The organism is Pontibacter amylolyticus, assembly GCF_014638845.1.
Lineage (GTDB): Bacteria > Bacteroidota > Bacteroidia > Cytophagales > Hymenobacteraceae > Pontibacter > Pontibacter amylolyticus.
The window spans coordinates 61298-84896 of record NZ_BMFP01000008.1; the positions used below are offsets into that span (position 1 = coordinate 61298).

The window sequence follows — 23599 nt, forward strand, 5'->3', positions numbered from 1 at the left end:
CCTGTTCCGCCTGCCTTCCCAATCTCAATTTTAGAGAAGCCGCTGTCATTCAAACAGCAGCTATTCATCTTTTCATCCCTTTCAGTTCTTATCGTCTGCTTTCTGGTTTGGCACTGCGACTGGCCAGTACCTGAATGGCTGGCCTATACCTGAATGGGCTCAACAGTCCTCAGGCTACACCTGTTCAGGGTACAGCGGTTCTTTATTTGGCCGCCAAAGCTTAACTTGCTTCCATATTGTTGCGTTAGAGAACACACTATGGAAGAAACAAGACTGATACTGGCCGGGGCCGCCCTGAATCAGACCCCGCTCGACTGGGAAGCCAACCTGCTCAATATCCGATCTGCTATTATCGAGGCAAGCACCCGCAATGTGGACATCCTGTTGCTGCCCGAGCTTTGCATTACAGGCTATGGCTGCGAGGACATGTTCCTGCATCCCTGGTTTGCCGAGGAGGCATTCGACAAGCTGCTCCAGGTAAAAGAGTGGTGCGATAACATGACCGTGTGCCTGGGTGTGCATGTGATCATCGGGAAAGATGTATTCAATACGGCCTGTGTCATCAAAAACAAAGAGATCATAGGGTTTACGGCCAAGCAGTTCCTGGCCCGCGACGGCATACACTACGAGCCGCGCTGGTTCACGCCATGGCCAGCCAATGTGGTGGAAGAGTTTGAGATGAAGGGGAAGCGCTACCCGATTGGTGATATCATCTACGAAGAGAAAGGTGTGAAATATGCCTTCGAAATATGCGAGGATGCCTGGCGAACCAACCGACCGGCTGAGCGCCACATGCAAAAGGGCGTGCAACTCATTCTGAACCCGAGTGCCAGCCACTTTGCCCTGAGCAAGACGGACCTGCGCCACCGCCTCGTGGTGGAGGCCTCCCAAAAATACCAATGCGCCTACCTGTATGCCAACCTGCTCGGCAATGAGTCGGGCCGCGTGATCTTCGACGGGGAAGTGCTCATCGCCCAGAATGGAAAATTGATTCGCCGAAACGAATTATTATGCTTCAAAGACGTGGATTTGGAGTGCGCTGAGGTTCGTTTCGGAGCCAACCCGGAAATAGCTGAAACCATCGAATACCTGCCACCCATCGACGAAAATGCAGAGCTGATCGCCGCCCTGAGCCTGGCGCTCTTCGACTACATGCGCAAGAGCCGCAGCCGTGGCTTTGTGCTGTCGCTGAGTGGAGGAGCTGACTCGTCGTGCTGCGCTGTGGCCGTGGCTGAAATGGTGCGCCGGGGCGTTGACAGCCTGGGCGTGACTAGTTTCGTGACGAAATCCCGCATGTTCACGCTGAAAGATGCAGAATATTTTGAGGCCCTCCCGCAGGACCAGGTGGTCAGGCAACTGGTAGGGCGTATACTGACTTGCGCCTATCAGGGTACCGTCAATTCTTCTGATGCCACCTATACCTCTGCCAAAGAGCTGGCCGAGTCTATCGGGGCCGTGTTCCATGACTGGACCATTGACGAAGAAGTAAAGGGCTATACCTCAAAAATAGAAGTTGCGCTGGAGCGGGAACTGACCTGGGAGCAAGACGATGTGACTTTGCAGAATATACAGGCCCGTGTGCGCGCTCCCGCTATCTGGATGCTGGCCAATATCAAAAACGCCCTGCTGCTGGCTACTTCCAACCGAAGCGAGGCCGCGGTGGGCTACGCCACCATGGACGGTGATACGGCCGGTAGTATTGCCCCAATCTCAGGTATAGACAAGGCCTTCATCCGTCAGTTCCTGATTTGGATGCAGGAGGAGCTGGGCTATCTGGGCCTGGACTATGTGAACAACCTGCAGCCAACGGCCGAGCTGCGCCCTTCCTCTGAAAACCAGACGGACGAAAAAGACCTGATGCCGTACGAAATCCTGAACATGATCGAGCGACTGGCCTGGTACGACCGCCTGTCACCGCAGCAGGTGGTAGATCATCTGGAAAAGGAGAACGTGGCGCCTATAGAATCGCTGAAGGGGTATGTGGACAAGTTCTATACCTTGTGGTCGCGTAACCAGTGGAAACGCGAGCGCTACGCCCCGGGCTTCCACCTCGACGACTACAACCTGGACCCGCGCAGCTGGCTTCGCTATCCGATCCTGAGCGGTGGTTTCCGGGAGGAACTGAGCAGGCTGAAATAATAGCAGGAATTTATACCTATCAAACGCACCATCCTATACCTGAAAGAGCAGGGCGGGGTGGTGCCTTTTGCTTTTGAGGCTATACCTGTGGATAAATATACCTATACCTGTCCGGTGCCGGTTTTTTCGCTTTGCTAAATATTGTAACTTTGGCAGAACCATACCGCTGTATATGAGCATTCTGAACTATATAACCTGGGATGTAAGTCCTTCCATCTTTTCCATAGGCTCCTTTGAAGTGCGCTGGTACGGACTCCTGTTCGCGCTGGCTTTTGTGTTCGGGCAACGTATCCTGACCAAAATTTACGTGGCGGAAGGCCGCACCGAAGGCGATGTGGATGTCATCACCCTGTACATGATTATCGGTACGGTGGTGGGGGCGCGTCTGGGTCATACCCTGTTTTACCAACCTGAGTACTACCTGAGCAACCCCATCGAGATACTTAAGATCTGGGAAGGCGGATTGGCCAGTCATGGCGCTACCATCGGCATTTTGCTGGCGCTTTGGCTGTTCAGCCGCAAGCACAACTTCGACTACATGTGGGTGCTGGACCGGATCGTGATCGTGGTGGCGCTGGGTGGTGCCCTTATCCGACTGGGCAACCTGATGAATTCCGAGATTTTCGGCAGACCTACTGATCTGCCGTGGGGCTTTATTTTTGTACGGCAGAGCGAATACTCCCACGTGCCGCGCCACCCGACGCAATTGTACGAGTCGTTTAGTGTGTTCCTGCTGTTTGTGCTACTCTACTGGCTCTGGAAGAAATACAAAGAGGCGCTGCCAAAGGGTTTGCTGTTCGGCATTTTCGTAACGGCCCTGTTCACATTCCGCTTCCTAGTGGAGTTCCTGAAAGAAGTGCAGGTAGAAAAAGAGGAAACCATGGCGCTGAACATCGGTCAGCAGTTGAGCATTCCGTTGATCATCATTGGTTTGATCATCCTGTTCAGGGTATGGCGCAATCCTAAGCCAGCCCTGCCCGGCGGGAAACTGGCCCGGGAAGCAGCCCGAAAGTAAAATCAGTCAGGAAATAGAAAAACAGAAACGGCCAGCAATCATTGCTGGCCGTTTCTGTTTTATGAAAATCCGGTTTAGTTGAGGCTATACCTGAACAGGCCGCCGTCTTCGCTGGTGATCACCAGGGTGTTTTCATTTTCAAACGCCACTGCCTCCGTCTGCCCGGCCTCTTTGATATTCACCTTCTCGTAGTCGCCTTTGTAAAAAGTAGCCGGATCGCTTACGTTGCGGAAAATGTGCAGGCCACCTTCACTCACGAGCGCCACCGTACTGCCGTCTGCACTGCTGCCTGCGCCGGTCACCGGTACGCCCAGTTTGTGACTGCCCAGCAGTTTAGCTTTGTACTGACCGCCGCTGTCCGGCAGCTCGTAAACCTTGGCAGTCTCTTTACTGCCCCTGTCCTTCGATACCAGGTATAGCTTGCCACTATGCCAGAAGATGGCCTCTACATCGTAGTTCATGTCTTTTTTGGAGGGCGGGAATTTCTTCTGGTCTTCGTAGGTGAACCGGATGGCCTCGATTTTATCAGGTTTGTCGAGCTGGAGTTTGTAGATAGCCAGTTCCTTGCGCTTGTTGCTGTTATTGCCCGTGTCGGCAATGTAGATGTTGCCTTCGCTGTCGCGGGCCAGGTCCTCCCAGTCCACGTTAGGCAATTGCAGTTTAATCGTTTCGATCAGTTTCCCTTTTCGATCGACCAGGTAGAGGTATGGTTTGTTGCCTGCATCGTTATGCGTGATGTAGGCATCCCGTCCAGGTATAAATTCAACGCCGGAACTTTCGCTGACCTGGGAAGGAAGTCTGGCCAATCTGACCAGTTTGCTGGTAGTTGCTTTGGAGGTAGTTGCTTCGGAATTGGTAACGGTATCGGAGGGCCGCCCCAAAAAGTAAAAGAGGGCTACCATCACAGGTATAAAAAAGGCAAGGATTTTCAGCATCAGCTTCATAGTGTTATTTAAAACGGTGGGCGCGCTATGGTATAACGGAAAGCAAAAGCCCTGTGGTTGCGTACAAACTGTAAATACCCGTTTTTTTACCGGACTACCGTTTTTAAAGCGAAGCAATGGAGATAAAAAAGATAAAAGAAACCTGCCTGTATATAGCCGATCTGGAGCGCAGCCGCCAGTTTTACAATGGAAAGTTGGGACTGCCTGTGATTGGGGAGGTGAAAGACCGGCACATTTTTTTCAGGGCCGGGGAGTCGGTGTTGCTGTGCTTTGTACCGGAAGCCTCAAAAAAAGGAGGGACCCTGCCACCGCACTTCGGCTCCGGTCAGCTGCACCTGGCTTTCGAGGTAAGCCGGGAAGACTATGACGACTGGAAGAGCAAGGTACAGGAGGCAGGTATAGTAGTGGAGCAGGAGTACGACTGGGGACGCGGCTTCCTGTCGTTCTACTTCCGCGACCCGGACCAGCACCTGCTGGAGGTGGTGATGGAGGGAATGTGGGAGAAGAAGTAGCGATGGCTTCCTCGGCAACATGCCGATACTGCTTTATGGATTTTGCCTCCGAACCTTTCAACTGCTCACGACGGGCTCGCTTTCCTTTCTCTTCCTGGTAGTAAGAACTACAGGTTGTTGCGCTTCCTTTTTCCGGATAAGCTTCATGCCAAAGGGCAGCCGGAGCCAATTGAATGGCATGATCAGGTATTTGATCAGCAGAAAGCAGGTGGCGAAAGTGCCTAGACTAATGAATGTAAACTTAAAGCCGATGCTCCAGTCTACCTGCAGCAGGTAATAACCCAACGCCACGATAACCGTCTGGTGCAGGATATAAAATGGGTATACCATCTCGTTGGCCTGTGCCAGGTATTTACTTTTCACATTGAGGTGTTGCATGGCAAAGCCGAGTATGACCATCAGCCAAAACCACCGGTTACTTTGCTGCAGCACATAATAGAAGGCCAACTCGATCTCGCCCAGGTCCCTGCCTTTGAACCAATAGAAGGTATACAGGACGGTCAGCGTTATACCTGCCAGGCTTAAACTGTACCAGCGCAGTTGTCGCACCTTTTCCTGCAGCTGAGGGATTTTCATCAACAGAAAACCAATCAGGAAGACCGTGATGTAGAGGAAGTGGTTGGCCCAGTCATCGATCAGGGCGTTGGTTGCCGGGAAGCGCTCGTTTAGCAGCACACCGCCCATGCCCAGCCATAGCGCTGGGACGGCCAGCAGCATCCAACCTTTTATACTGGCTGCCTGTACGCTGGCCCGGCGCAGGTATACCAGAAGCGGCAAAAGCAGCAGACTGTAGCAGAAGATGTAAGCCAGGTACCACAGGTGGTGCCAGCTGAAGTTGCCCTGCGGGTAAGGCTCAAATTCGAATACAGAAGGGTAGAAGCTCAGGTAGTCGGTAGCTGTTCCCTGTACCATCCGCTCAAAGTATACCTGTGGTGGCACTACCAGCAGCATCCCGATGACCAAGGGCAGCAAAATGCGCTTCAGCCTGTCTTTGGCGAAAGTACCGGCACTCCGGAACCCCAATGCAAAGTATACGCCCACACCCGACACCAAGAAGATGAGCGACATACGCCACTGACTCATGAAGATCATCGGCACCTGGAGCATTTCGCTCGTGACCGGGTTTTTGACGTGCCATTCCCAGCTGACAAAGTACATACCGGTGTGGTAAAAGATGAGGAGCGAGAAGGCCAGCACCCGTAGCCAGTCGAACTCGTAACGTCTGATTTTGATTTGATTTTCCATAGCTTTTCGTTTTGGTACAAACATCGCCAAAGAAGCCCTGACCGGAAGAATCTGCCGATAAGTGCGGGGTGCTAACTTATAGGGAAGTACTTAAACCGAGCCGGAAACGGCTGTTTTGCGGTATTGCCCCGGCGTCTGACCGGTATACTTTTTAAACACGCTACTAAAAGCGGACTTCGACATGTAGCCCACCTGCTCGGCCACCTCTTCTACATTGAGGTGCTGCCGGGCCGGGTCGGCCAGTATGGCTTTGGCCTCCTGTATGCGCAACTCAGCCAGGTACTCAAAAAAGGTCTTGCCCAGGCGCTCGTTCAGGCTTTGCGAAAGGTAATGGGGCGAAGTATGCAGTTGTTTGGCCAGCGTAGGAAGAGAGGCCGATGGCTGGGTGTAGAATTTTTCCTGCTCAGCTGCTTTCAGCTTGTGAATCAGGTCCTGCTTGGCCTCCTCGCTCAGGGCGGATTTCTCATACTTTACCTGCACCACCGGCTGAAAGAAAGCAGAGTCGGTGATGATCTTGTAGCTCGCGAAGAAAAGCTGCACCACCAGGAACATAGCCAGGAAGTGATCGCCCAGGTCGCGCTCGTAGCTTATCTTGACGAGCACGATCAGCACCAGCGTGGCTATGAAGAAGTACAGCAGAAACCTGGCCCAGGTATAGAAGTACGGGTTTGGAGACTCCGCAGTGTTCTGTTTCCTCAAAAGCAAAAAGCAAAGCACGATGTAGACGAGGATGTGCCCCATGGTCAGTTCGTTTACATACCTTGTCCAGTGCAGCGGGTCCCAGAAAAGCGCAATGGTAACCTGCAAGCGCTCCATCTCCGGAAAGTAGGCTCCGATATAGGCGTTGTATTTGACCTCTTCCGGCTGTATGTAAAAAAGGATGTGGTAGAGAAAGTACACCCCGAAAGGAATGAAATGCAGCCACTGGCGCCGCGTCCATTTGTTGCCGTTCAGACTCCGGAAAAGCAGGTAGGTGAGCGGGCCGACGGCAAAATTTGCCGGTTCCGAGAAGTCAGCCAGGTGGAGGGTACGGAACATCAGGCCGCTGTAGCACAGAAAGACCTCCAGCACCATGCAGGCACAGGTAAAGACCAGTGCCGCCAGCAGCAGGTGGTGATAGGGTTGCCGGTGCGGACGCCGGGCCATAAAGAGCAGACTCATGAAGAAGCCCTGTACCATGCCCACCAGCAGGATGGCGGCAAACCAGTCGAATCGGAAGAAAAGCTCTGTTTGTGGCATGGGCAGGTATAAGCGGCTACGGACAGTTCGTGTACTAAAGCTAAAACTTAATTTGGATTTACGCTGCAATAAGCAGCAGGATTCTGTGCCCGTATGGAAGGAAATGCGCTTAAAAAGAAAAGCCCCGGCGCACTGGCCAGGGCTTTGTTGTATCGCATAAGAAGGACCGCTTACTGCAGTCGCGCCTGGATCTCCTCAATCAGACCGTCGTAGCGCTTCAGCAGACGGCCCCAGTCTTTGAAGTCTTCATCGTCCTTTACACTGATGTTGCGTGCCGTGTTGTTTTCGCGCTCGTGGCGCTGGCTTACGATCTTCACCACATAAGTCAGGTCGTTGGAGTTGCCGCCGCTGCTCACGATCACACGGGTGCGGATCATGTTCGCGCCGTTGAAGTTCTGCACCTGCCAGGCACTGGTCAGGTAGCCGGTGTTGTAGTCCACCGTCTCCAGCACATCAAAACGCTTGGTAATGATCGAACTCAGGATTCTCCAGGCGTCAGCCGGGTCTACGGTTTTGTTTATTGGAATGGTGATGCGCACATTGGCCATATCCGAAGAAATAGAAGAGGTATAGGCCTCGTCAACGGCCAACTCTACAAACTCAGTTGGCTCAGGGGCCTGCATGTTTTCCTGGTTGCAGTAGTTTTTGATGTAGCGCAGGAAGCCGTCTTTGGTCACACGCACTTCCACACAGCCGTTTTTAGGCACCTTCAGGTCGTATTTGCCCACGCCAACCACTTTGCCGGCCACCTCAATGTTGGCATCGGCAGGGGAAGTGGTCATCTTCACCAGACGGTCTTCCAGCAAAGCGCGGCTGCGCAACGGAGGAAGCGGGTCCGTGGCCGGCTTGTTGCAGTATACCTGCACCACCTCGGCAAACCCTTCTTTTGTAACGGTCACGGTTACACAGGTGCCAAACGGAACACTCACATCCGTGTTGCCACGGCCAGTTACCACACCGTTCAGCGCTACAGAGGCATCGGCCGGAATCACTTCCAGGCGCACCTGGCGGTCTTTCAGTTCAAAAAAGTCTTTTACAGGAGGAGCTTCCCGGTCTTTCTGGTTGTAGTATACCTTGGTCTGTGGTGCGAAGCCTGGCTTTTTCACCTCCACGTTCAGAAACTTATCCTTCTCCACGATCAGGTTAATACGCTTGGTGCCTACCACGCGGCCGTCAACGTAAATCTCTGCGTCGTATGGCTCCACGCTGATGTCGATCAGGCGGTTGGCCAGTTCTACCTTTTGCTCTTTGTCCCACTTCATGGTGCGGGGAAACTCGCGGATTACAGGTTCATAGCCTTCTTTTACAATGGCGATGCGGTTGCGGGAGTCTTTGTTCAGCTTCAGCTCAATGCTTCCGACGCCGAGCTCACTCACCGTGCTGTTGTCTGCATCGTTCAGTAAAAAGAACTTGGCATCCGGAAAGTTGGAGCTAACGTTGATCTTGCTCTGGGCGAAAGAAGTAAAGGTGAGCAAGCAGAAAATGAGAGATAAGTAGAGATTTCTCCTCATAGGGTAAGTTGAATTATAAAAGTGTAAGGATGGGTTAGTTGCAATTGTTTCCCCGCAAATTTAAATATACTTTATTTAAATTTGTATATAATGATTTGTGAATTAACTAAAATACCCAGAAGTAGGTACTGGAAAACTGCTATGGAAGCATCGGATAGCGGTTGTTATGGGATAGCAAAGAGAGCGAGGGTTTGTGCCTGCGTAGAACGAAGCCGCTACTGTTAGGTTTCTGCTTTATGGTTTGAGCTTTTGTAGCAACTCGGGAGCGATGGTATGGCCACCCTCAAAGGTATGGACCTGCGGCGTAAGGCCGAGGCGCTTCATGATTTCCTGCTGGTGCTGTAGCTTTTCCGGCGTGATAAACTCGTCCTGCGTGCCGTACACCACATCCACCTTCATATTGGCAAAAGCTGTTTCTCTTGATTCAAAGGCAATGTCCTCGGGAAATGAAGCGGCCCACAGCATGAGGTGCTGGCAAGACGCCTGGGTTGTGGCGAGCCAGCGACAAACCGTAGCGCCGCCCTGCGAGAAGCCCAGCACGTGCACCCGCACATCGGAGGGCAATTGTAGCAGGAGCTCCTCCAGCAGTAAGTTCAAATAAGCCGACTGGTCCTCTATCTCTGAAAGCCGGTCTTCTTTGGTCATCCAGGTGGCACCCACCCGCCCCGAAAACCCGTCCAGGTAAAAGCGGGACAGTCCCTCTGGCGCCACTACTACAGTAGCGCCATCGTCCAGCACCGCGAAGTGCCGCAGGAAGTACCGTGCCAGCTGACCATACCCATGACATACCACCCACAGGTCACGCGTCCGCTCTGAGGGCGTTCCCAAGGTATAGTAGCGAGCCGTACGCGGCACTGTCAGCTTATGCTCGTGCATTTTTTGATTGAGTGATTTAGTGGATGAGTGATGGAGTGAGTTTTAAATTGTTGTATGGTTAAATTGTTGATGGTTGGGTGCACGATTCGAACAGGTTGCGATTTGCCTCCACAAATGTTTACGTTTGCTATACCTTCCCTCGAGGCCGTTTGTTATCTCAATATGACATTGTGGTGTTTGAGAAAAAATCACTCCATCACTAACTCACTCATTCACTCAATCAATTAAAGGTGTTCTCTGTTGAACTGGAAAGGCAGCAGGTCGCTGACGCTGCGGAGGCGATAGAACTTGCCTTCCGGACCCTGCAACAGCACAGGTATAGACTCGCCCTGTTTGTGCTCGTACTCGGCCATCACCTGTCGACAGGCACCGCAGGGCATGGCGGGCAGGAAATGCTGTTCGCTTCTGCGACGGGCGGTTACGGCAATCAGCATTATCTTTTTGTTCGGGTGATGGGCGCTCATGGCAAATAAAGCGGTACGCTCGGCGCAGAGGCCGGAAGGGTAGGCCGCATTCTCCTGGTTGCTGCCTTTGAACAGGGTGCCGTCTTCCAGCACCAGGGCGGCGCCTACCAAAAAATTGGAGTAGGGGGCGTAGGCATCGTTTGCCGCCGCTTGTGCGAGCGACATCGCGTCGCGCTCTTGTTGGGTCAGTTCTTCTGCCGAGTCGAGTACGTCGATGCAGATATGTATATTCAGCTCACTTGCCATTTAAGACCTTATAGGTATAAAAATTAGAAAAGGGCTATAAATTTAACCTATTATTCTGATAAAACAATGCAAAAGGTTGGCCTTGCAGGGGGTAATTGCTAAATTCAAACGCAACGATACAAATGCTATGAAGAAAATACTCCTGCTTGGTGCCGGTCGCTCCGCCTCTTCGCTGATCCAGTACCTGCTGCAACACGCTCCTGCCGAGAACTGGCACATCACCATCGGCGACATCAACGTGGACCATCTGCGGGACAAGCTCACGCTGCTGGGCTTTGCCGAAGTCATTGTTTTTAACGTGCACGACGAGGCGCAGCGGGCTGCTGAGGTAAGCAAAGCTGACCTGGTGATCTCGCTTTTGCCGGCCATCTTTCACATAGAGGTAGCGCGTGAGTGCATGAAACAGGAAAAGCATCTGATCACGGCCTCCTACGTGTCGCCGGAGTTCAGGGAGCTGCACGAAGAGGCAAAAAGTAAGAACCTTACCATCCTGATGGAATCCGGCCTCGATCCGGGTATAGACCATATGTCGGCTATGGCCGTGATTCAGCGTGTGCAGGGTATGGGCGGTAAAATCACCTCGTTCAAGTCCTATACGGGTGGACTGGTGGCACCGGAGTCGGATAACAACCCCTGGAACTACAAGTTCAGCTGGAATCCGCGCAATGTGGTGCTGGCAGGGCAGGGAACGGCCAAGTATATCAAGAACGGCGAGTATAAGTACATCCCATATCACCAGCTTTTTAAGCGCACCGACGAACTGTACGTGGAGGGCTACGGCCACTTCGATGGCTATGCCAACCGCGACTCGCTCAGCTACCGGGAGCATTACGGTCTGCAGGATATTCCGACGATGCTGCGCGGCACGCTGCGCCGCATCGGCTACTGCGCCGCCTGGGACGTGTTCGTGCAACTGGGCCTCACCGACGACAGCTACGACCTGGAAGGCGTGAGCAGCATGACGCATCGCAGCTACCTGGAAGCCTTTCTTCCTCCTGCTGCCTTTGCCAAAGAAACAACACAGCAGCGCCTGAGCCGCTATTTGGGTATAGCCCCTGAGGGCGAGATCATGGAGAAGCTAATGTGGCTTGGTCTGTTTGAAGAAACACCCCTCGGCATGACGGCGGCCACACCGGCGCAGTTGCTCGAGAAAATACTGGTTAGCAAATGGAAGCTGGAGCCTGGCGACAAAGACATGATCGTGATGCAGCACCTGTTCGAGTACGAACTGGACGGCGAGCAGCACGAACTCACCTCGTCGCTAGTGGTGCTGGGAGACGATGAGGTGCAAACCGCCATGGCCAAAACCGTGGGCCTGCCGGTAGGTATACTGGCAAAGCTGCTGCTACAGGGCAAGATCCACCGTCGCGGCGTAGTGATCCCTATTTACCCCGATCTATACGAGCCGGTGCTGGAAGAACTCAAAGGCTATGGGATCGACTTTGTGGAAGTTGAACGCGTGAAAGCGGCGCAATAACAGGTATAGCTACCTGTCAGAAGCAAGTATGGCTACTAACTTTTTTAGAAAATCAGGTAATAATCCCGTAGCAGTGCTGTGAAGTCTTCGGTATAGGTTTTGCCGTCTTCTTCGCGGATGTCGAGGGTTTTAGTTACTGCCTGCTCTGTCGGTCCAAAGGTATAGGTCTGTACATGGCGAATGCACTTTCCGCCGGTGCGGGTATATACCTCCAGCGTCTCGTTCAGGTATAGGGCGTGCGTTTTAGCCAGCTCTGCAAAGTGATTGGCCTCAGCAGGCGGTAGGAGCAGGTATAGTTTTCCGCTTTCGGTGAGGTGCTTTTGGGCAAAGGTCAGGATGTCTTCAAAGAGCAGGTCGCCGGTATGCTTGGCGGTATTTTTGGCAGCATCATTAGACTTGAGCGAAGCCAGAAAAAAAGGCGGGTTCGACAGGATGACGTCGTACTGCTGGGTACAGGGCTCGGCAAATTCCTGCAAGGGCATTGGGTGCAACAGAAGCCGATCCGCCCAAGGGCTTTCCAGGAAGTTTTGCCTGGCTTGTGCCTGTGCCTCCGGATTGATCTCCACTGCTTCCACCACCGCCTCTGACCGCTGCGCCACCATCAGGGCCAGCAAGCCTGTTCCCGTTCCAATATCCAATAGCCGCTTCGCCTGGCGCACTTCCACATAAGCTCCGAACACACAAGAATCCGTGCACACCTTCATGGCGCACAGGTCCTGGTTGATGCGGAATTGCTTGAATTGGAAGTAGGTATTGGGCACGGGTTATTTAATAAATAATGGGTAATGAGTAATTGCGATGGCAAAGGTAGGGAGTTTTACTTTCTTTTGTCAGGATCAGGATTCAAGGATTAAAGAGGACCCCTACGCCCACGGATTGGTAGGATTTCCGTGCATGATTGTCATCCCCCTGTCCCTCCCGAATCAAGTCCGGGATCTTCGAATTCGAAGGGGGACTTTGCATTTTCCATCTGTCATCCTGAAAGGATCTTGGTTAAAGGGAGAACAGGCAGTTGCTATAACACGCCCCTGCCCCTCTCGAGAGGGGATTTAGCCGTCGCAAATTTAAAGGTAGAAGTATTGTCATGACTGTTTTACTATACCGGGTCCAACCACCCCTAACCCCTCCTTGTCTAAGGTGGGGAGTTTCTGCCACTACTACTTTACAGGTATAAGCTTTGTTGTAACTGCTATACACCACTGGCAGGTATAGCAAGAGTAACTTGCCCCGGAAGCGACGAAGCAAACAGCCTTTGCCAGGTGCATCAAACGACTACCCACTGTTTGAGCGGTCAGCGAGTTTGGGGAGTCTTGATTTTTTTGCTTACTTTTTTCTTTATCGAGGGCCCCTACCCCCATCAAGGAAAAAAGTGAGTGCCCGCCGCACAGGCGAAGCTATAAAACAAGGCCGTGAGCTATACCTGCAAAAGGCATTAGCTACAAAGCAAAGTAAGCTATACCTGCAGCAGCCACTGCTACTAAGCACGAAACCAGCGAAAGCAAAAAACCACTACTTCGAGTTAAACTGACCCGACTCAAACCCCTCGTCAATCAACAAATTCGGGGACAGCGCACTGGCAACCGCCAACTCGTCGCAGCGCTCGTTTTCGGGGTGACCGGCGTGGCCTCTGATCCAGACAAAGCGGACGTTGTGCTTGGCGTAGACCCGCAGGAAGCGAGCCCAGAGGTCGCCGTTGGCCTTGCCGGCGAAGCCCTTCTTCTGCCAGCCAAACACCCAGCGCTTTTCCACGGCATCCACCACGTATTTGGAGTCAGAGTAGACCGTGACAGGTATACCTGGCTTGGTGATCGCTTCGAGCCCCACAATCACGGCGAGCAGCTCCATGCGGTTGTTCGTGGTTTTGCGGAAGCCGGCAGTCAGCTCTTTCTCGTGGTTTTTCCAGCGCAAAATGGTGCCATACCCGCCCGGACCCGGATTCCCTCGTGAAGCACCGTCTGTAAAAAGCTCGATCATGGTTTAAATTGAGTGGATGAGTGATGGAGTGAGTTTGCGATTGAGTGAGTTTTGAATGAGTGATTATTGAATTCAATTTGAGTGTTAACAATTAACAATTTAACCATTCAACAATCTAAATATTCAATAATCACTAACTCACTCATCCACTCAATCACTAATTAAATTAAATCGGTAGGTTCGTTTTGAACAGCTTGATGGCGATGGCCAGCAGGATAACGCCAAACACCTTGCGGAGTACGTTGGCACCGGCTTTGCCGAGTTTGCGCTCCAGCCAGGGCGAAGCTTTGAGCACGATGTAGACGAACATGAGGTTGAGGACGATGCCTACGAGCACGTTCGGCAGGGAGTAGGCGGCGCGCAGCGAGAGCAGCGTGGTCATGGTGCCGGCTCCCACGATAAGCGGGAAGGCCAGGGGCACGATGGAGCCGCTCTTTACTTCCGGGTCGGAGTGGAACAGGTCTTTACCCAGGATCATCTCCAGGCCGATCAGGAAAATAATGATAGCGCCAGCCATCGCGAAGGACTCGAAGTCGATGCCAAACAGCTTCAGGATGCCGTCACCCACAAAAAGGAAGGCGATCATCAGGATACCAGAAACGATGGTGGCTTTCTCGGACTCAATCCTGCCCTCGCGCTTACGCAGGTCGATGATGATGGGAATAGAGCCGAGAATGTCGATTACCGCGAACAGGATGAGCGTGACAGACGCGATTTCCTTGAAACTGAACATGCTTTACATTGTTGATGGTTGATTGTTAAATTGCTATACCTGCAGACTCATAGGTATAGGTATACCGTAGACTGCGGAGCGCAATTTTTAACAAGCCGCAAAGGTAGGATTCTTAGACGTAATAATGTTGGAAAAAGCGCTTGAGTTCTTCGTATTCTTCGTTGCCGATGGCCGGGAAGTTTGCAATCCGGAATGTGTTGCGCTGCCATGGCCCGTAGCCATTGCCCAACCGGATGTTGTGGTGCAAAGCCCGTTTCTTGATGTCCTCCACCACGCGTTCGTTCGCCTCCAGCACCACCACCGTTTTAGAGCGTACCTCTTCGTTCTCGATCAACAGTTTGAATTCCGTGAACTGCCCGAAGAACTCATACAGCTCGTTGGCGCGGTCAACCAGGTCAATGTCGAGCTGCTTGATAAACGGCCTGTCTTCGAGCATGCGCTTGAGCAGGTAGATGTTGAGCGTGTTGGGCGTGTGCACGGTCTGATAATTCAGCATCTTTTCGTAAATCGACACCAGGCTGTTGTAATGGTTGCGCTCGTTTATCTGCTTGGCCCGGAAAATGGCGCGCGGCGAGCAAACGAGTATACCCAGCCCCGGCGGAAGGCCAAAGCACTTCTGCACCGACGCAAACCAGATGTCGGCTTTGATGTACTTCAGGTTCAGGCCCGCCATGGAAGAGGTAGCATCCACCGCAGTAAGCGTATCGCGAAAGCGGTTGTGCAGGTTGAGGATGGAAGTGGCTGTTACCTGCGTACCGTTGGAGGTTTCGTTCTGGGTAAAACAGATCAGTTCGGTGTCGGAACTGATGGCAAGGTCCTCCACCGGCATGGCTTCGTTAATGTCGAAACGCACACCCTCCGCCTCCGGACGCATCTTTTTGGCATACTCGTACCACTTCTCGCCAAATGAGCCATTGTAGATGTGGAAGCTCTTCTTTTTGGTGAGGCTCTGGATCAGGATCTCCCAGCATTCAGTGGCCGAAGTGGTAAAGAAGATGGAGTAGTCCTGCGGGATGTTCAGGCGGCGCTTGAGCGAGCCCACCACGGCGCGGGAAAGTTGCACAAATTGTTCTCCGCGGTGCGGAGCATCCATAATCCCTTCGTCGTACGCATCTGTCAGGTAGCTGCGCACTTCCGGGTATATTTTCGAGGGTCCTGGAAAGAAATTCAACATGGAGGGTAATATAATGAATTATAGGATGGCTACTATAGTAAAAGCCAAATATTTAGTGAACGGCGATTTGCTGTCGTCACGCTATTTTTTAGAGCCAAAACCGATCTGCTTCGGCTTCATGCGCTCAAAATACTGCAGCGCCATGCGGTAGCTCTCCAAACCGAAACCGGTGATCACTCCTTTGCAGAAAGGCGCCAGCATGCTTTTGTGGCGGAAGGCGTCGCGGGCGTACACGTTGGAGATGTGCACCTCTATCACCGGCGCTTCGATGGCTTTGATGGCGTCAGAAAGGGCCACGGAGGTATGGGTGTAAGCGCCGCCGTTGAACACGATGCCTTTGTAGCTGAAGCCGACTTCGTGCAGCTTGTCGATGAGCACCCCCTCTGTGTTGGATTGGAAATAGGATAAGTCCATGGCCGGGAAGGCTTCCTTGAGCTCCTCAAAGTAAGATTCGAAGGACTCCGTGCCGTAGACGGATTTCTCGCGAACGCCTAAAAGATTGAGGTTGGGGCCGTTCAGGATCAGGATTTTCATAGTTTCAGGGTATAGTGGTGATTTCAACTCAATTAAGCGGTTGCAATTTAAGGATTAACTATCTTTGCTTTGATTTTTTGACAAAAGAAAGTTTTGTGCTATACCTATGAAGTGGTCCATCTGCATTACCCAGTTCGAACAGTACCTGCGCCTCGAGAAGTCGCTTTCGGGTCACTCCGTGGAGGCCTACCTGCGTGACATGCGCAAACTGATCGATTTTCTGGACATCAAAGGCATGGCCGTGCAGCCCGAGCAGGTAACGCCGCCTATCCTGCGCGAGTTTCTGGAGTGGGTGGCTGAACTGGGAATGACCCCGCACTCGCAGGCACGCACACTGTCAGGTATACGGGCCTTCTACAAGTTCCTGATCATGGAAGACATGCTCACCGCCGACCCAACCGAGACCATCGAAGCCCCAAAGCTGAGCCGCAAGCTGCCCGACACGCTGCACTTCCACGAGATCGAGCAGTTGCTGGCCGCCATCGACCTATCTACGCCAGAGGGTACGCGCAACCGCGCCATGCTCGAGACGCTCTACAGCTCCGGGCTGCGTGTGTCGGAATTGCTGGACCTGAAGCTGAGCAACCTCTACGAAGACATGGGCTTTCTGAAAGTGGCTGGTAAAGGCGACAAAGAGCGGCTGGTGCCGATCGGACGTGACGCGCTCAAGCACATACAACTGTACCGCGAAGGCGTGCGCTGTCACCTCACCATCAAAAAGGGGCACGAAGACTTTGTGTTCCTGAACCGCCGCGGGGCCAAACTAACGCGCGTCATGGTCTTCACAATCATCAAAGACCTGGCCGCCAAGGCAGGTATACAGAAAACCGTGAGCCCCCATACCTTCCGCCACTCCTTCGCCACGCACCTGATCGAGGGCGGCGCCGACCTGCGGGCCGTGCAGGAAATGCTGGGCCACGAGTCCATCACCACCACCGAAATCTATACCCACCTCGACCGCGACTACCTGAAGCAGGTGATCAAGGATTACCATCCGAGAAGCTGATTGGAGGTTGGGAGTTTGAGAGTTTAGGAGTGAAGAGTTGGCAAGGTATAGCTTGTAGGGACAGGTTGCGACCTGTCCGAATCGTGCACTGGCAAATACAGTATGACTTCCTTTTATCTGGCTGTAACCCTTACCTCCAAGGCGATTAATTCAATATTGAACCCATCAGCATTAAACCAAGCGTTCCACTACTAGTCAATTGACAGCAACAACTAAAACCACATGCTATCTACCTTTCACCGGATATTCTCCCTTGTACTGATTCTGCTTTCTATACCTGTCCTGACCATCGCCCAGTCCGTCGATGACATCACGCCTATACCTGTAGAGGTAATTAAAGAGGCGAGGGGGCATGTGAGCATCAATAAAAATGCACAGATTGTATTCGACAAGCAGTTCGGAGCGCAGGCCGAGTTTTTGCAGGAGATGCTGGCTACACAGACTGGCTTGAACTTGCCCTTATACCCCAACACGGCAGCCAAGCCCAAAGCCAGTCACCACATCCGGCTGGTATTCGATAGCAAGACCATCGACAAGGCCGAAATGTATACCTTGACGGTGTCGGGGAAAGACGTGACCATACGCGCCAAAGACACAGGAGGCATGGTATACGGTATCCAGACCTTGCTGCAGTTGTTCCCCACCAAGCAGGTGAAGGAAGTGAAGATTCCGGATGTGCGGATCAAGGACTACCCACGCTTTGGTTACCGTGGCATGCACCTGGACGTGGTGCGGCACATGTTTCCTGTGGAGTTCATCAAGAAGTACATCGACTATCTGTCTTTCCACAAATTCAACACCTTCCACTGGCACCTGACCGACGACCAGGGCTGGCGCATCGAAATAGAGTCCTACCCGAAGCTGAACTCCGTGGGCTCATGGCGCAAGGAAACCCTGATCGGTCACTTCAAAGACCAACCGGCCCGATATGACGGCACCCGATATGGTGGCTACTATACCAAAGACGAGATACTGGAAGTGATCAACTATGCCTCGGTGCGCGGCATCAACATTATACCTGAGATTGATATTCCTGGTCACAGCCGTGCCACGATTGCCGCATACCCCGAACTCAGCACCCGACCCGACACCACCTGGAACGTGGCCACCACCTGGGGTATGTACAACCGCCAGAATAACGTGCTGCAGCCAAACCCCGCAACTTTCCAATTCCTGGAGACGGTGTTCCAGGAGGTGGCCGACCTGTTCCCGTATGAATACTTCCACTTGGGTGGCGACGAAACAAGCAAGAAATGGTGGAAAGAAGACTCCGTGTCGCAGCAGTTTATCAAAGACCACAACCTGAAGGACGAGAAAGGCCTGCAGACTTATTTTGTTGAGCAGGTGGCGGGCTACCTGGCGGCCAAAGGCAAAAAGGTGATCGGCTGGCACGAAATTCTGGAAGGCGACCTGAGCAAGTCCACCCTTATCATGAACTGGGGAGGGGAGAAGGAAGGTATAGCCGCCGCCACACGTGGCCATCAGGTGATCATGGCGCCAGGCCATCCCCTGTACTTTGACCACTACCAGTCCAAAGACCCCAACGATAGCCTGGCCATACACGGTTACAATCCGTTGGACGCTGTATACAACTTCGAGCCGGTGCCGGCCGCCCTGCGCGAACAGAAGCTGGACCACTACATCATCGGGGCGCAGGCCAACTTATGGGCGGAGTACATTGGCAGCACGGCCAAGGTAGAGTACATGGTGTTCCCGCGCATGACGGCGCTCAGCGAGGTACTGTGGTCACCACAGGAGAAAAAGGACTTTACAGATTTTAAGCGGAGACTGAAAACCGCCGTCATTCCACGCTATACCTTCTGGGGAGCAAAATACTTCCCTCACTTTGAGCAGTGGACGATGGAGAAGAAATAGGATGTAAAATATTGGTGTATAAATGCAGTGTGTATGGTAAGTAACTGATATTTACTATATTTAAAAGCTGTAATAACACAGGCTGTGTTTTATGCATGGCCTGTGTTATTTTTTTAATCAATTTCTCACCTTATTTCCAAACCTTTATGACAACAACTTTACTCGAAAAAGAAAAACAGACTACCCATTTTTCCTTCACTGGCAGAGGCTCCGAATACTTTGCCATTGAGATCGTGAACATCGTGCTCACCATCGTGACGCTGGGGCTTTACTATCCGTGGGCCAAGGCCAAATCGCTGCAGTACCTGTACCGCAAGACCGAGCTGGCCGGTACGCCCTTCGTTTTCCATGGCACCGGCAAAGAGATGTTCATCGGTTTCATCAAAGGATTGGGTGTCTTTCTTGTTCTCTACGCTATTCTGATCTATGGTTTCATTTCAGAAGATCCTGGCACACTGCTGATCGCGTATGGTGTGTTTTTGCTGGGCCTTCTGGCGATTTTGCCCCTGGCGCTGCACGGCATGATGCGCTACCGCACTTCCCGTACAAGCTGGCGCGGCATCCACCTGGGTTACCGGGGCGAACTCTCCGATATGTATTCAACCTACCTGATCGGCTTCTTCCTCACTATACTCACACTCGGCATCTACGGCTCGTGGTTTGTGGTGAAGCTGCGCAAGCAGATGATCGACAATGTGCGCTTTGGCAATGTAAGATTGCGCTACGTGGGCGATGGCGGCGACCTGTTCCTGATTCACGTGAAAGGCTACTTCCTGTCTGTCTTCACGCTGGGCATCTACCTTTTCTGGTATACCAAAAATCTGCTGCACTTTTATGTGAACAACATTGTGGTGTTGCAGGAAGACGGTACCTACAGCCGCCTGCAGTGCCAGGTTTCGGGCTGGGACGTGTTGAAGCTGACGGTTGGCAACATACTGATCGTTATTTTTACGCTGGGGCTGGGTATACCGCTTACCACCACCCGCACCATGTCGCTGATCATGAACAACACCGTGATGAGCGGACAATTTGACGCCGACGCACTGGTGCAAACCGAAGAAGCCTACGATTCGGCCACCTACGAAAGCATGTCGGATATGATGGATATCGGCGTGATCTAACATGATATTTGAAGGGAAATACTATAACGGGCAAAGCTCCAAAGGCATGCCGGCGCAGATCACGTTGCTGGCAGACGGGCTGCGCATTGACTATTGTGCCGACGAGGTAACGGGTTCCGTGCATTGGGAATTGGCAGGTATGCACCCGTCCGAGTTCAACGATGCGACCACCCTGCTGCGTTATGGTAAATTCCCGCAACAGAGTATTTCAGTGGTAGACAAAGGATTTAAGGAAGCGCTGCTACAGCAGTATCGCGGGGCAGCCTTCCTGAAATCCGGCTACAACAGTGTGCTCAGTCTGGGCTTTTCAGGTATAGCCATCATGGCCTTGAGTCTGCTGGGGCTGCTGGTGGCTTTTCTCATCTGGGGTGTGCCTGCGCTTGCCGACCGGGTGGCCATGCATTTCCCCGAAAGCTACGAACGCGCTTTGGGCGAGCAACTCTACACTAAAATGCTGCAGGGCTACCAGGTAAACGACAAAAAGACCGCCGCGCTAAATGCCTATCTGAGCGAACTGAACACCGACCTGGATTATCCGATCACAGCTGCCGTGGTAACCAGCGACGAGGTAAATGCCTTTGCCATACCGGGCGGCTATGTGGTGGTGTATGAAGGTATACTCGACAAGATGGAGCACCACGAGGAGCTGGCCGCTTTGATGGGGCACGAGCTGGCGCATATCCGGAACCGACATTCGTTACGTGCCATGACGCGCAGCTTGTCTTACTACATGCTGGCATCAGTGCTTTTCGGTGATGTAAGCGGAGTCGCTGCCGTACTGGTAGACAATGCCTCTACCTTGCGCAACCTGGAGTATAGCCGCACCCTGGAGCTAGAAGCGGACCGGGAGGGTCTGGAACTGCTGCGTCGGAACGAGCTGAACGAACAGGGTGCCATTCTGCTGATGGAACGCCTGCAGTCGGGCAGTGAATTGGAGATGCTGGCTTTTGTGAGCACACACCCCAACACAGGAGACCGCATCAAGGTGTTGAATGAACTGATAGCGGAGACCAAGCGGCCAGCTAAAGAGAAGCCGGAACTGGAGCGATACTGGGAACAGTTGAAAGGAGAGTAAAATTAAAAGAATTTTATACCTGTAGTTGTTGCTGTACTCGGAACTTGGATTGTGGCGCCCTTGTTGACGGCATTATTCATTTATCTCACTCAAAAGAGCAGCCAAACAACCACTTACCTTATGAAACAACTTATACTCATTGGCTTCTTTGCACTACTGTTTCTAAGTTGTGGCAAAGACAAGGATACGCCAGCGCCTGCTGTTTTAATCGATTCTTACGCGAACCGCTATATGGTGCACCGTAGCTATGGACTTCTCTATACATACCGGCTTGTGCATACTTTAGAGTATCAAAATGGGAAAGTGCAGAAAAGATTAGGCGTTAACGAATGTATGCTGAATGGCTCCTGCCAAGACCTGGCGACTGTTATTGATGAAGTGCGGTATGGCAATAACACCATCAGTATTGCCAATAAGAGCAGCAGGGATGACGGGGGCGTCCTACTTCAAGAATGGTTTTTTAGCTTAAAGAATCCGGATCAGCCGGCTTATCTTATCCATAAGGCTGAAAATCGGACAATGTATGATTCGCTGGCTTATAGCTACCATAGCAATGGAAAGTTGAGCAGGATAATCGAATATGCAGTTTACAGAGATAAGGTAGAAGTGAGCGTGAATAAAGATCGTATCAAGGATTTCTTTTTTGATGCTTCAGGTAACCTCAAAAAAGTTGAAACGCGCCATCTGCTTGACGATGAATTAGTGATAAGAATGGTAACCGAAACATTTGGCGATTACGATACAGCCCAAAACCCGATCCAAGGTTTATTCATGTTCGGCGACACCTTTTATAGGTCTTTATCCAAGAATAATTTCCGAGCTTACAGTAAAGAAGAAAGATATATGCCCAATGGTGACTTGTACAATTCAGAGGGGAAAAATTGGGTGTTAGAATACAGTGCTGATAATGTGCCTCTATTTAATAAACCATAGCTGCCTAATCCTATAGCGGTTCCATAGAACAAATTAGCCTGTTCAGCCATACATCCTAACGTTCTCTTTCTATCTTTGCGGGCAGCAAACTCTAACCAAATCCGCTGCCGTGTACAAAAGCTTACTCCGTCCGCTACTTTTCAAATTAGACCCCGAGAAAGTTCACTACCTCACTACTGATGCGCTGCGCACGGCTTTTAGTCTGCCCTTCACAAAGAGCATCAGCCGTGGCATGTTTAAAGTGGAAGACAAGCGACTAGAGCGGGAGCTGTTCGGCCTGAAATTCCCCAACCCGGTTGGTCTGGCAGCAGGCTTCGATAAAGATGCCAAGCTGGTAGACGAGCTGGCCGAACTGGGCTTTGGTTTCATCGAGATCGGGACGCTTACTCCAAAGCCACAGGAAGGCAATCCCAAACCGCGTTTGTTCCGCCTGCCAGAGGACCAGGCCATCATCAACCGCATGGGCTTCAACAACGAAGGGGTGGAAGCAGCCGTGAAACGCCTGCGGGAGCGAAAGAGCAACATCATCGTAGGCGGCAACATCGGCAAGAATAAGGTGACGCCAAACGAAGAGGCGCTCAACGATTACCTCTATTGTTTCAAAGCACTGTACGATGTGGTGGATTACTTTGTGGTGAACGTAAGCTCGCCCAACACCCCCGACCTACGGGCCCTGCAGGAAAAGGAGCCACTGCAGCAATTGCTGATGGCGCTGCAAGAGCTGAACAACTCGATGCCAAAAGCCAAACCTCTTCTTTTGAAAATTGCCCCAGACCTGAACGAAGCTCAGTTAAATGATATAATTGAGATTGCCATAGCCGCGAAGCTGAGTGGTATTATTGCCACCAACACCACGATTAGCCGCGAAGGGCTGCACACCTCTTCTAACCGTGTTTCAGAGATCGGCGCCGGAGGCCTGAGCGGCAAACCCCTCACCAAGCACGCCACCGAGATTATCCGCTACCTGCGCCAGCACCTGCCGCAGCACATCAAGCTCATCGGTGTAGGTGGTATTATGACGGCTGAGGATGCTCAGGAGAAGCTGGATGCCGGCGCCGATCTGGTGCAGCTGTACACCGGTTTTATTTACGAAGGTCCGGCGCTGGTTGCTAGCATTAATAAGAAGTTGTTGAAAGGTATATAGTCCTATGGCGCGAGTGTCTGCGCTCGTGTCAACCATGGCGGGGCCTCTGGCCCAGGTATAGGTATAGCCTGCTTTGCATTATAGCTGATGTTGCAGGTATAGCAAATGATATTGTTTTATAGCTTCGCCTGTGCGGCGGGCATCCCGAAAGCTTTCGGGACAAAAAAATCAAGACGATTTTAAACTCGCTGACCGCTCAAACACAAAATCGTCGTGGGTGCACCTGGCTAATGTGATCTGTTTCATTGCTGGCGGGGCAAGTTAGTCTTGCTATACCTGCCAGGGAGGTGTGCCACAACGCTTATACCTTGGAATGGCAATTACAGATTCCCCGCCTTAGACAAGGAGGGGTTAGGGGTGGT

Annotated in this window: 21 protein-coding genes; 10 read left to right on the top strand and 11 right to left on the bottom strand. The window is 52.2% G+C overall.

The window, feature by feature from the left end:
* Positions 1–258 precede the first annotated feature (258 nt).
* Complete coding sequence (gene nadE / locus IEV97_RS17860; RefSeq protein ID WP_188502858.1) at positions 259–2139, top strand: NAD(+) synthase; 1881 nt, start codon at positions 259–261, stop codon at positions 2137–2139.
* A 172-nt stretch (positions 2140–2311) separates the two neighbouring features.
* Positions 2312–3154: a prolipoprotein diacylglyceryl transferase gene (gene lgt, locus IEV97_RS17865; protein ID WP_188502859.1), complete on the top strand. Its 843-nt coding sequence runs from the start codon at positions 2312–2314 to the stop codon at positions 3152–3154.
* A gap of 74 nt (positions 3155–3228) precedes the next feature.
* On the opposite strand, the gene IEV97_RS17870 is transcribed toward lgt, so the two are convergent.
* Complete coding sequence (locus tag IEV97_RS17870) at positions 3229–4089, bottom strand: NHL repeat-containing protein (protein ID WP_229734024.1); 861 nt, start codon at positions 4087–4089, stop codon at positions 3229–3231.
* A 125-nt stretch (positions 4090–4214) separates the two neighbouring features.
* Here IEV97_RS17870 and IEV97_RS17875 point away from each other — a divergent pair, with 125 nt between their 5' ends.
* Positions 4215–4610, top strand: coding sequence for a VOC family protein (locus tag IEV97_RS17875; RefSeq protein WP_188502861.1), 396 nt, complete (start codon positions 4215–4217; stop codon positions 4608–4610).
* Between the two features lie 57 nt (positions 4611–4667).
* Here the strand turns inward: IEV97_RS17875 and IEV97_RS17880 are convergent, their stop codons facing one another.
* The 5 genes from IEV97_RS17880 to cdd all read right to left on the bottom strand — a co-directional run bounded on the left by IEV97_RS17880 (position 4668) and on the right by cdd (position 10191).
* Positions 4668–5855, bottom strand: coding sequence for an acyltransferase family protein (locus IEV97_RS17880; protein ID WP_188502862.1), 1188 nt, complete (start codon positions 5853–5855; stop codon positions 4668–4670).
* A gap of 90 nt (positions 5856–5945) precedes the next feature.
* Positions 5946–7094, bottom strand: a complete 1149-nt coding sequence (locus IEV97_RS17885; RefSeq protein WP_229734025.1) for a helix-turn-helix transcriptional regulator — start codon at positions 7092–7094, stop codon at positions 5946–5948.
* 170 nt (positions 7095–7264) lie between these two features.
* Positions 7265–8605, bottom strand: coding sequence for a PEGA domain-containing protein (locus IEV97_RS17890; protein ID WP_188502863.1), 1341 nt, complete (start codon positions 8603–8605; stop codon positions 7265–7267).
* Positions 8606–8839: 234 nt separating this feature from the next.
* A complete protein-coding gene (locus IEV97_RS17895; RefSeq protein WP_188502864.1) occupies positions 8840–9481 on the bottom strand; it encodes an alpha/beta hydrolase in 642 nt (213 codons plus the stop codon).
* Between the two features lie 224 nt (positions 9482–9705).
* Entirely contained in the window at positions 9706–10191 is a 486-nt protein-coding gene (gene cdd / locus IEV97_RS17900; RefSeq protein ID WP_188502865.1) for a cytidine deaminase, read from the bottom strand.
* Between the two features lie 127 nt (positions 10192–10318).
* On the opposite strand from cdd, the gene IEV97_RS17905 reads away from it, so the two are divergent.
* Positions 10319–11668: a saccharopine dehydrogenase family protein gene (locus tag IEV97_RS17905; RefSeq protein ID WP_188502866.1), complete on the top strand. Its 1350-nt coding sequence runs from the start codon at positions 10319–10321 to the stop codon at positions 11666–11668.
* 44 nt (positions 11669–11712) lie between these two features.
* On the opposite strand, the gene IEV97_RS17910 is transcribed toward IEV97_RS17905, so the two are convergent.
* The 5 genes from IEV97_RS17910 to aroQ form a co-directional block, all read right to left on the bottom strand.
* Entirely contained in the window at positions 11713–12429 is a 717-nt protein-coding gene (locus IEV97_RS17910) for a tRNA1(Val) (adenine(37)-N6)-methyltransferase (protein ID WP_188502867.1), read from the bottom strand.
* 748 nt (positions 12430–13177) lie between these two features.
* Positions 13178–13642 (bottom strand): ribonuclease HI, encoded by a 465-nt coding sequence (gene rnhA, locus IEV97_RS17915; RefSeq protein ID WP_188502868.1) that lies wholly within the window; start codon positions 13640–13642, stop codon positions 13178–13180.
* Between the two features lie 166 nt (positions 13643–13808).
* Positions 13809–14375: a MarC family protein gene (locus IEV97_RS17920; protein ID WP_188502869.1), complete on the bottom strand. Its 567-nt coding sequence runs from the start codon at positions 14373–14375 to the stop codon at positions 13809–13811.
* A 112-nt stretch (positions 14376–14487) separates the two neighbouring features.
* Positions 14488–15549, bottom strand: a complete 1062-nt coding sequence (locus tag IEV97_RS17925; RefSeq protein ID WP_188502870.1) for an aminotransferase class V-fold PLP-dependent enzyme — start codon at positions 15547–15549, stop codon at positions 14488–14490.
* An 81-nt stretch (positions 15550–15630) separates the two neighbouring features.
* Positions 15631–16083 carry a type II 3-dehydroquinate dehydratase gene (aroQ, locus tag IEV97_RS17930; RefSeq protein ID WP_188502871.1) on the bottom strand — a complete coding sequence of 151 codons (453 nt, stop codon included), beginning with the start codon at positions 16081–16083 and terminating at the stop codon, positions 15631–15633.
* 106 nt (positions 16084–16189) lie between these two features.
* Here aroQ and xerD point away from each other — a divergent pair, with 106 nt between their 5' ends.
* The 6 genes from xerD (at position 16190) to IEV97_RS17960 (ending at position 23237) form a co-directional block, all read left to right on the top strand.
* Positions 16190–17089 (top strand): site-specific tyrosine recombinase XerD, encoded by a 900-nt coding sequence (gene xerD / locus IEV97_RS17935; RefSeq protein WP_188502872.1) that lies wholly within the window; start codon positions 16190–16192, stop codon positions 17087–17089.
* Between the two features lie 222 nt (positions 17090–17311).
* Complete coding sequence (locus IEV97_RS17940; RefSeq protein WP_188502873.1) at positions 17312–18964, top strand: beta-N-acetylhexosaminidase; 1653 nt, start codon at positions 17312–17314, stop codon at positions 18962–18964.
* Positions 18965–19110: 146 nt separating this feature from the next.
* Positions 19111–20085: a YjgN family protein gene (locus tag IEV97_RS17945; RefSeq protein WP_188502874.1), complete on the top strand. Its 975-nt coding sequence runs from the start codon at positions 19111–19113 to the stop codon at positions 20083–20085.
* Position 20086: 1 nt separating this feature from the next.
* Positions 20087–21160, top strand: a complete 1074-nt coding sequence (locus tag IEV97_RS17950; protein ID WP_188502875.1) for a M48 family metallopeptidase — start codon at positions 20087–20089, stop codon at positions 21158–21160.
* Between the two features lie 120 nt (positions 21161–21280).
* Positions 21281–22093: a hypothetical protein gene (locus IEV97_RS17955; protein ID WP_188502876.1), complete on the top strand. Its 813-nt coding sequence runs from the start codon at positions 21281–21283 to the stop codon at positions 22091–22093.
* Between the two features lie 109 nt (positions 22094–22202).
* Positions 22203–23237: a quinone-dependent dihydroorotate dehydrogenase gene (locus tag IEV97_RS17960; protein ID WP_188502877.1), complete on the top strand. Its 1035-nt coding sequence runs from the start codon at positions 22203–22205 to the stop codon at positions 23235–23237.
* Positions 23238–23599: the final 362 nt, after the last annotated feature.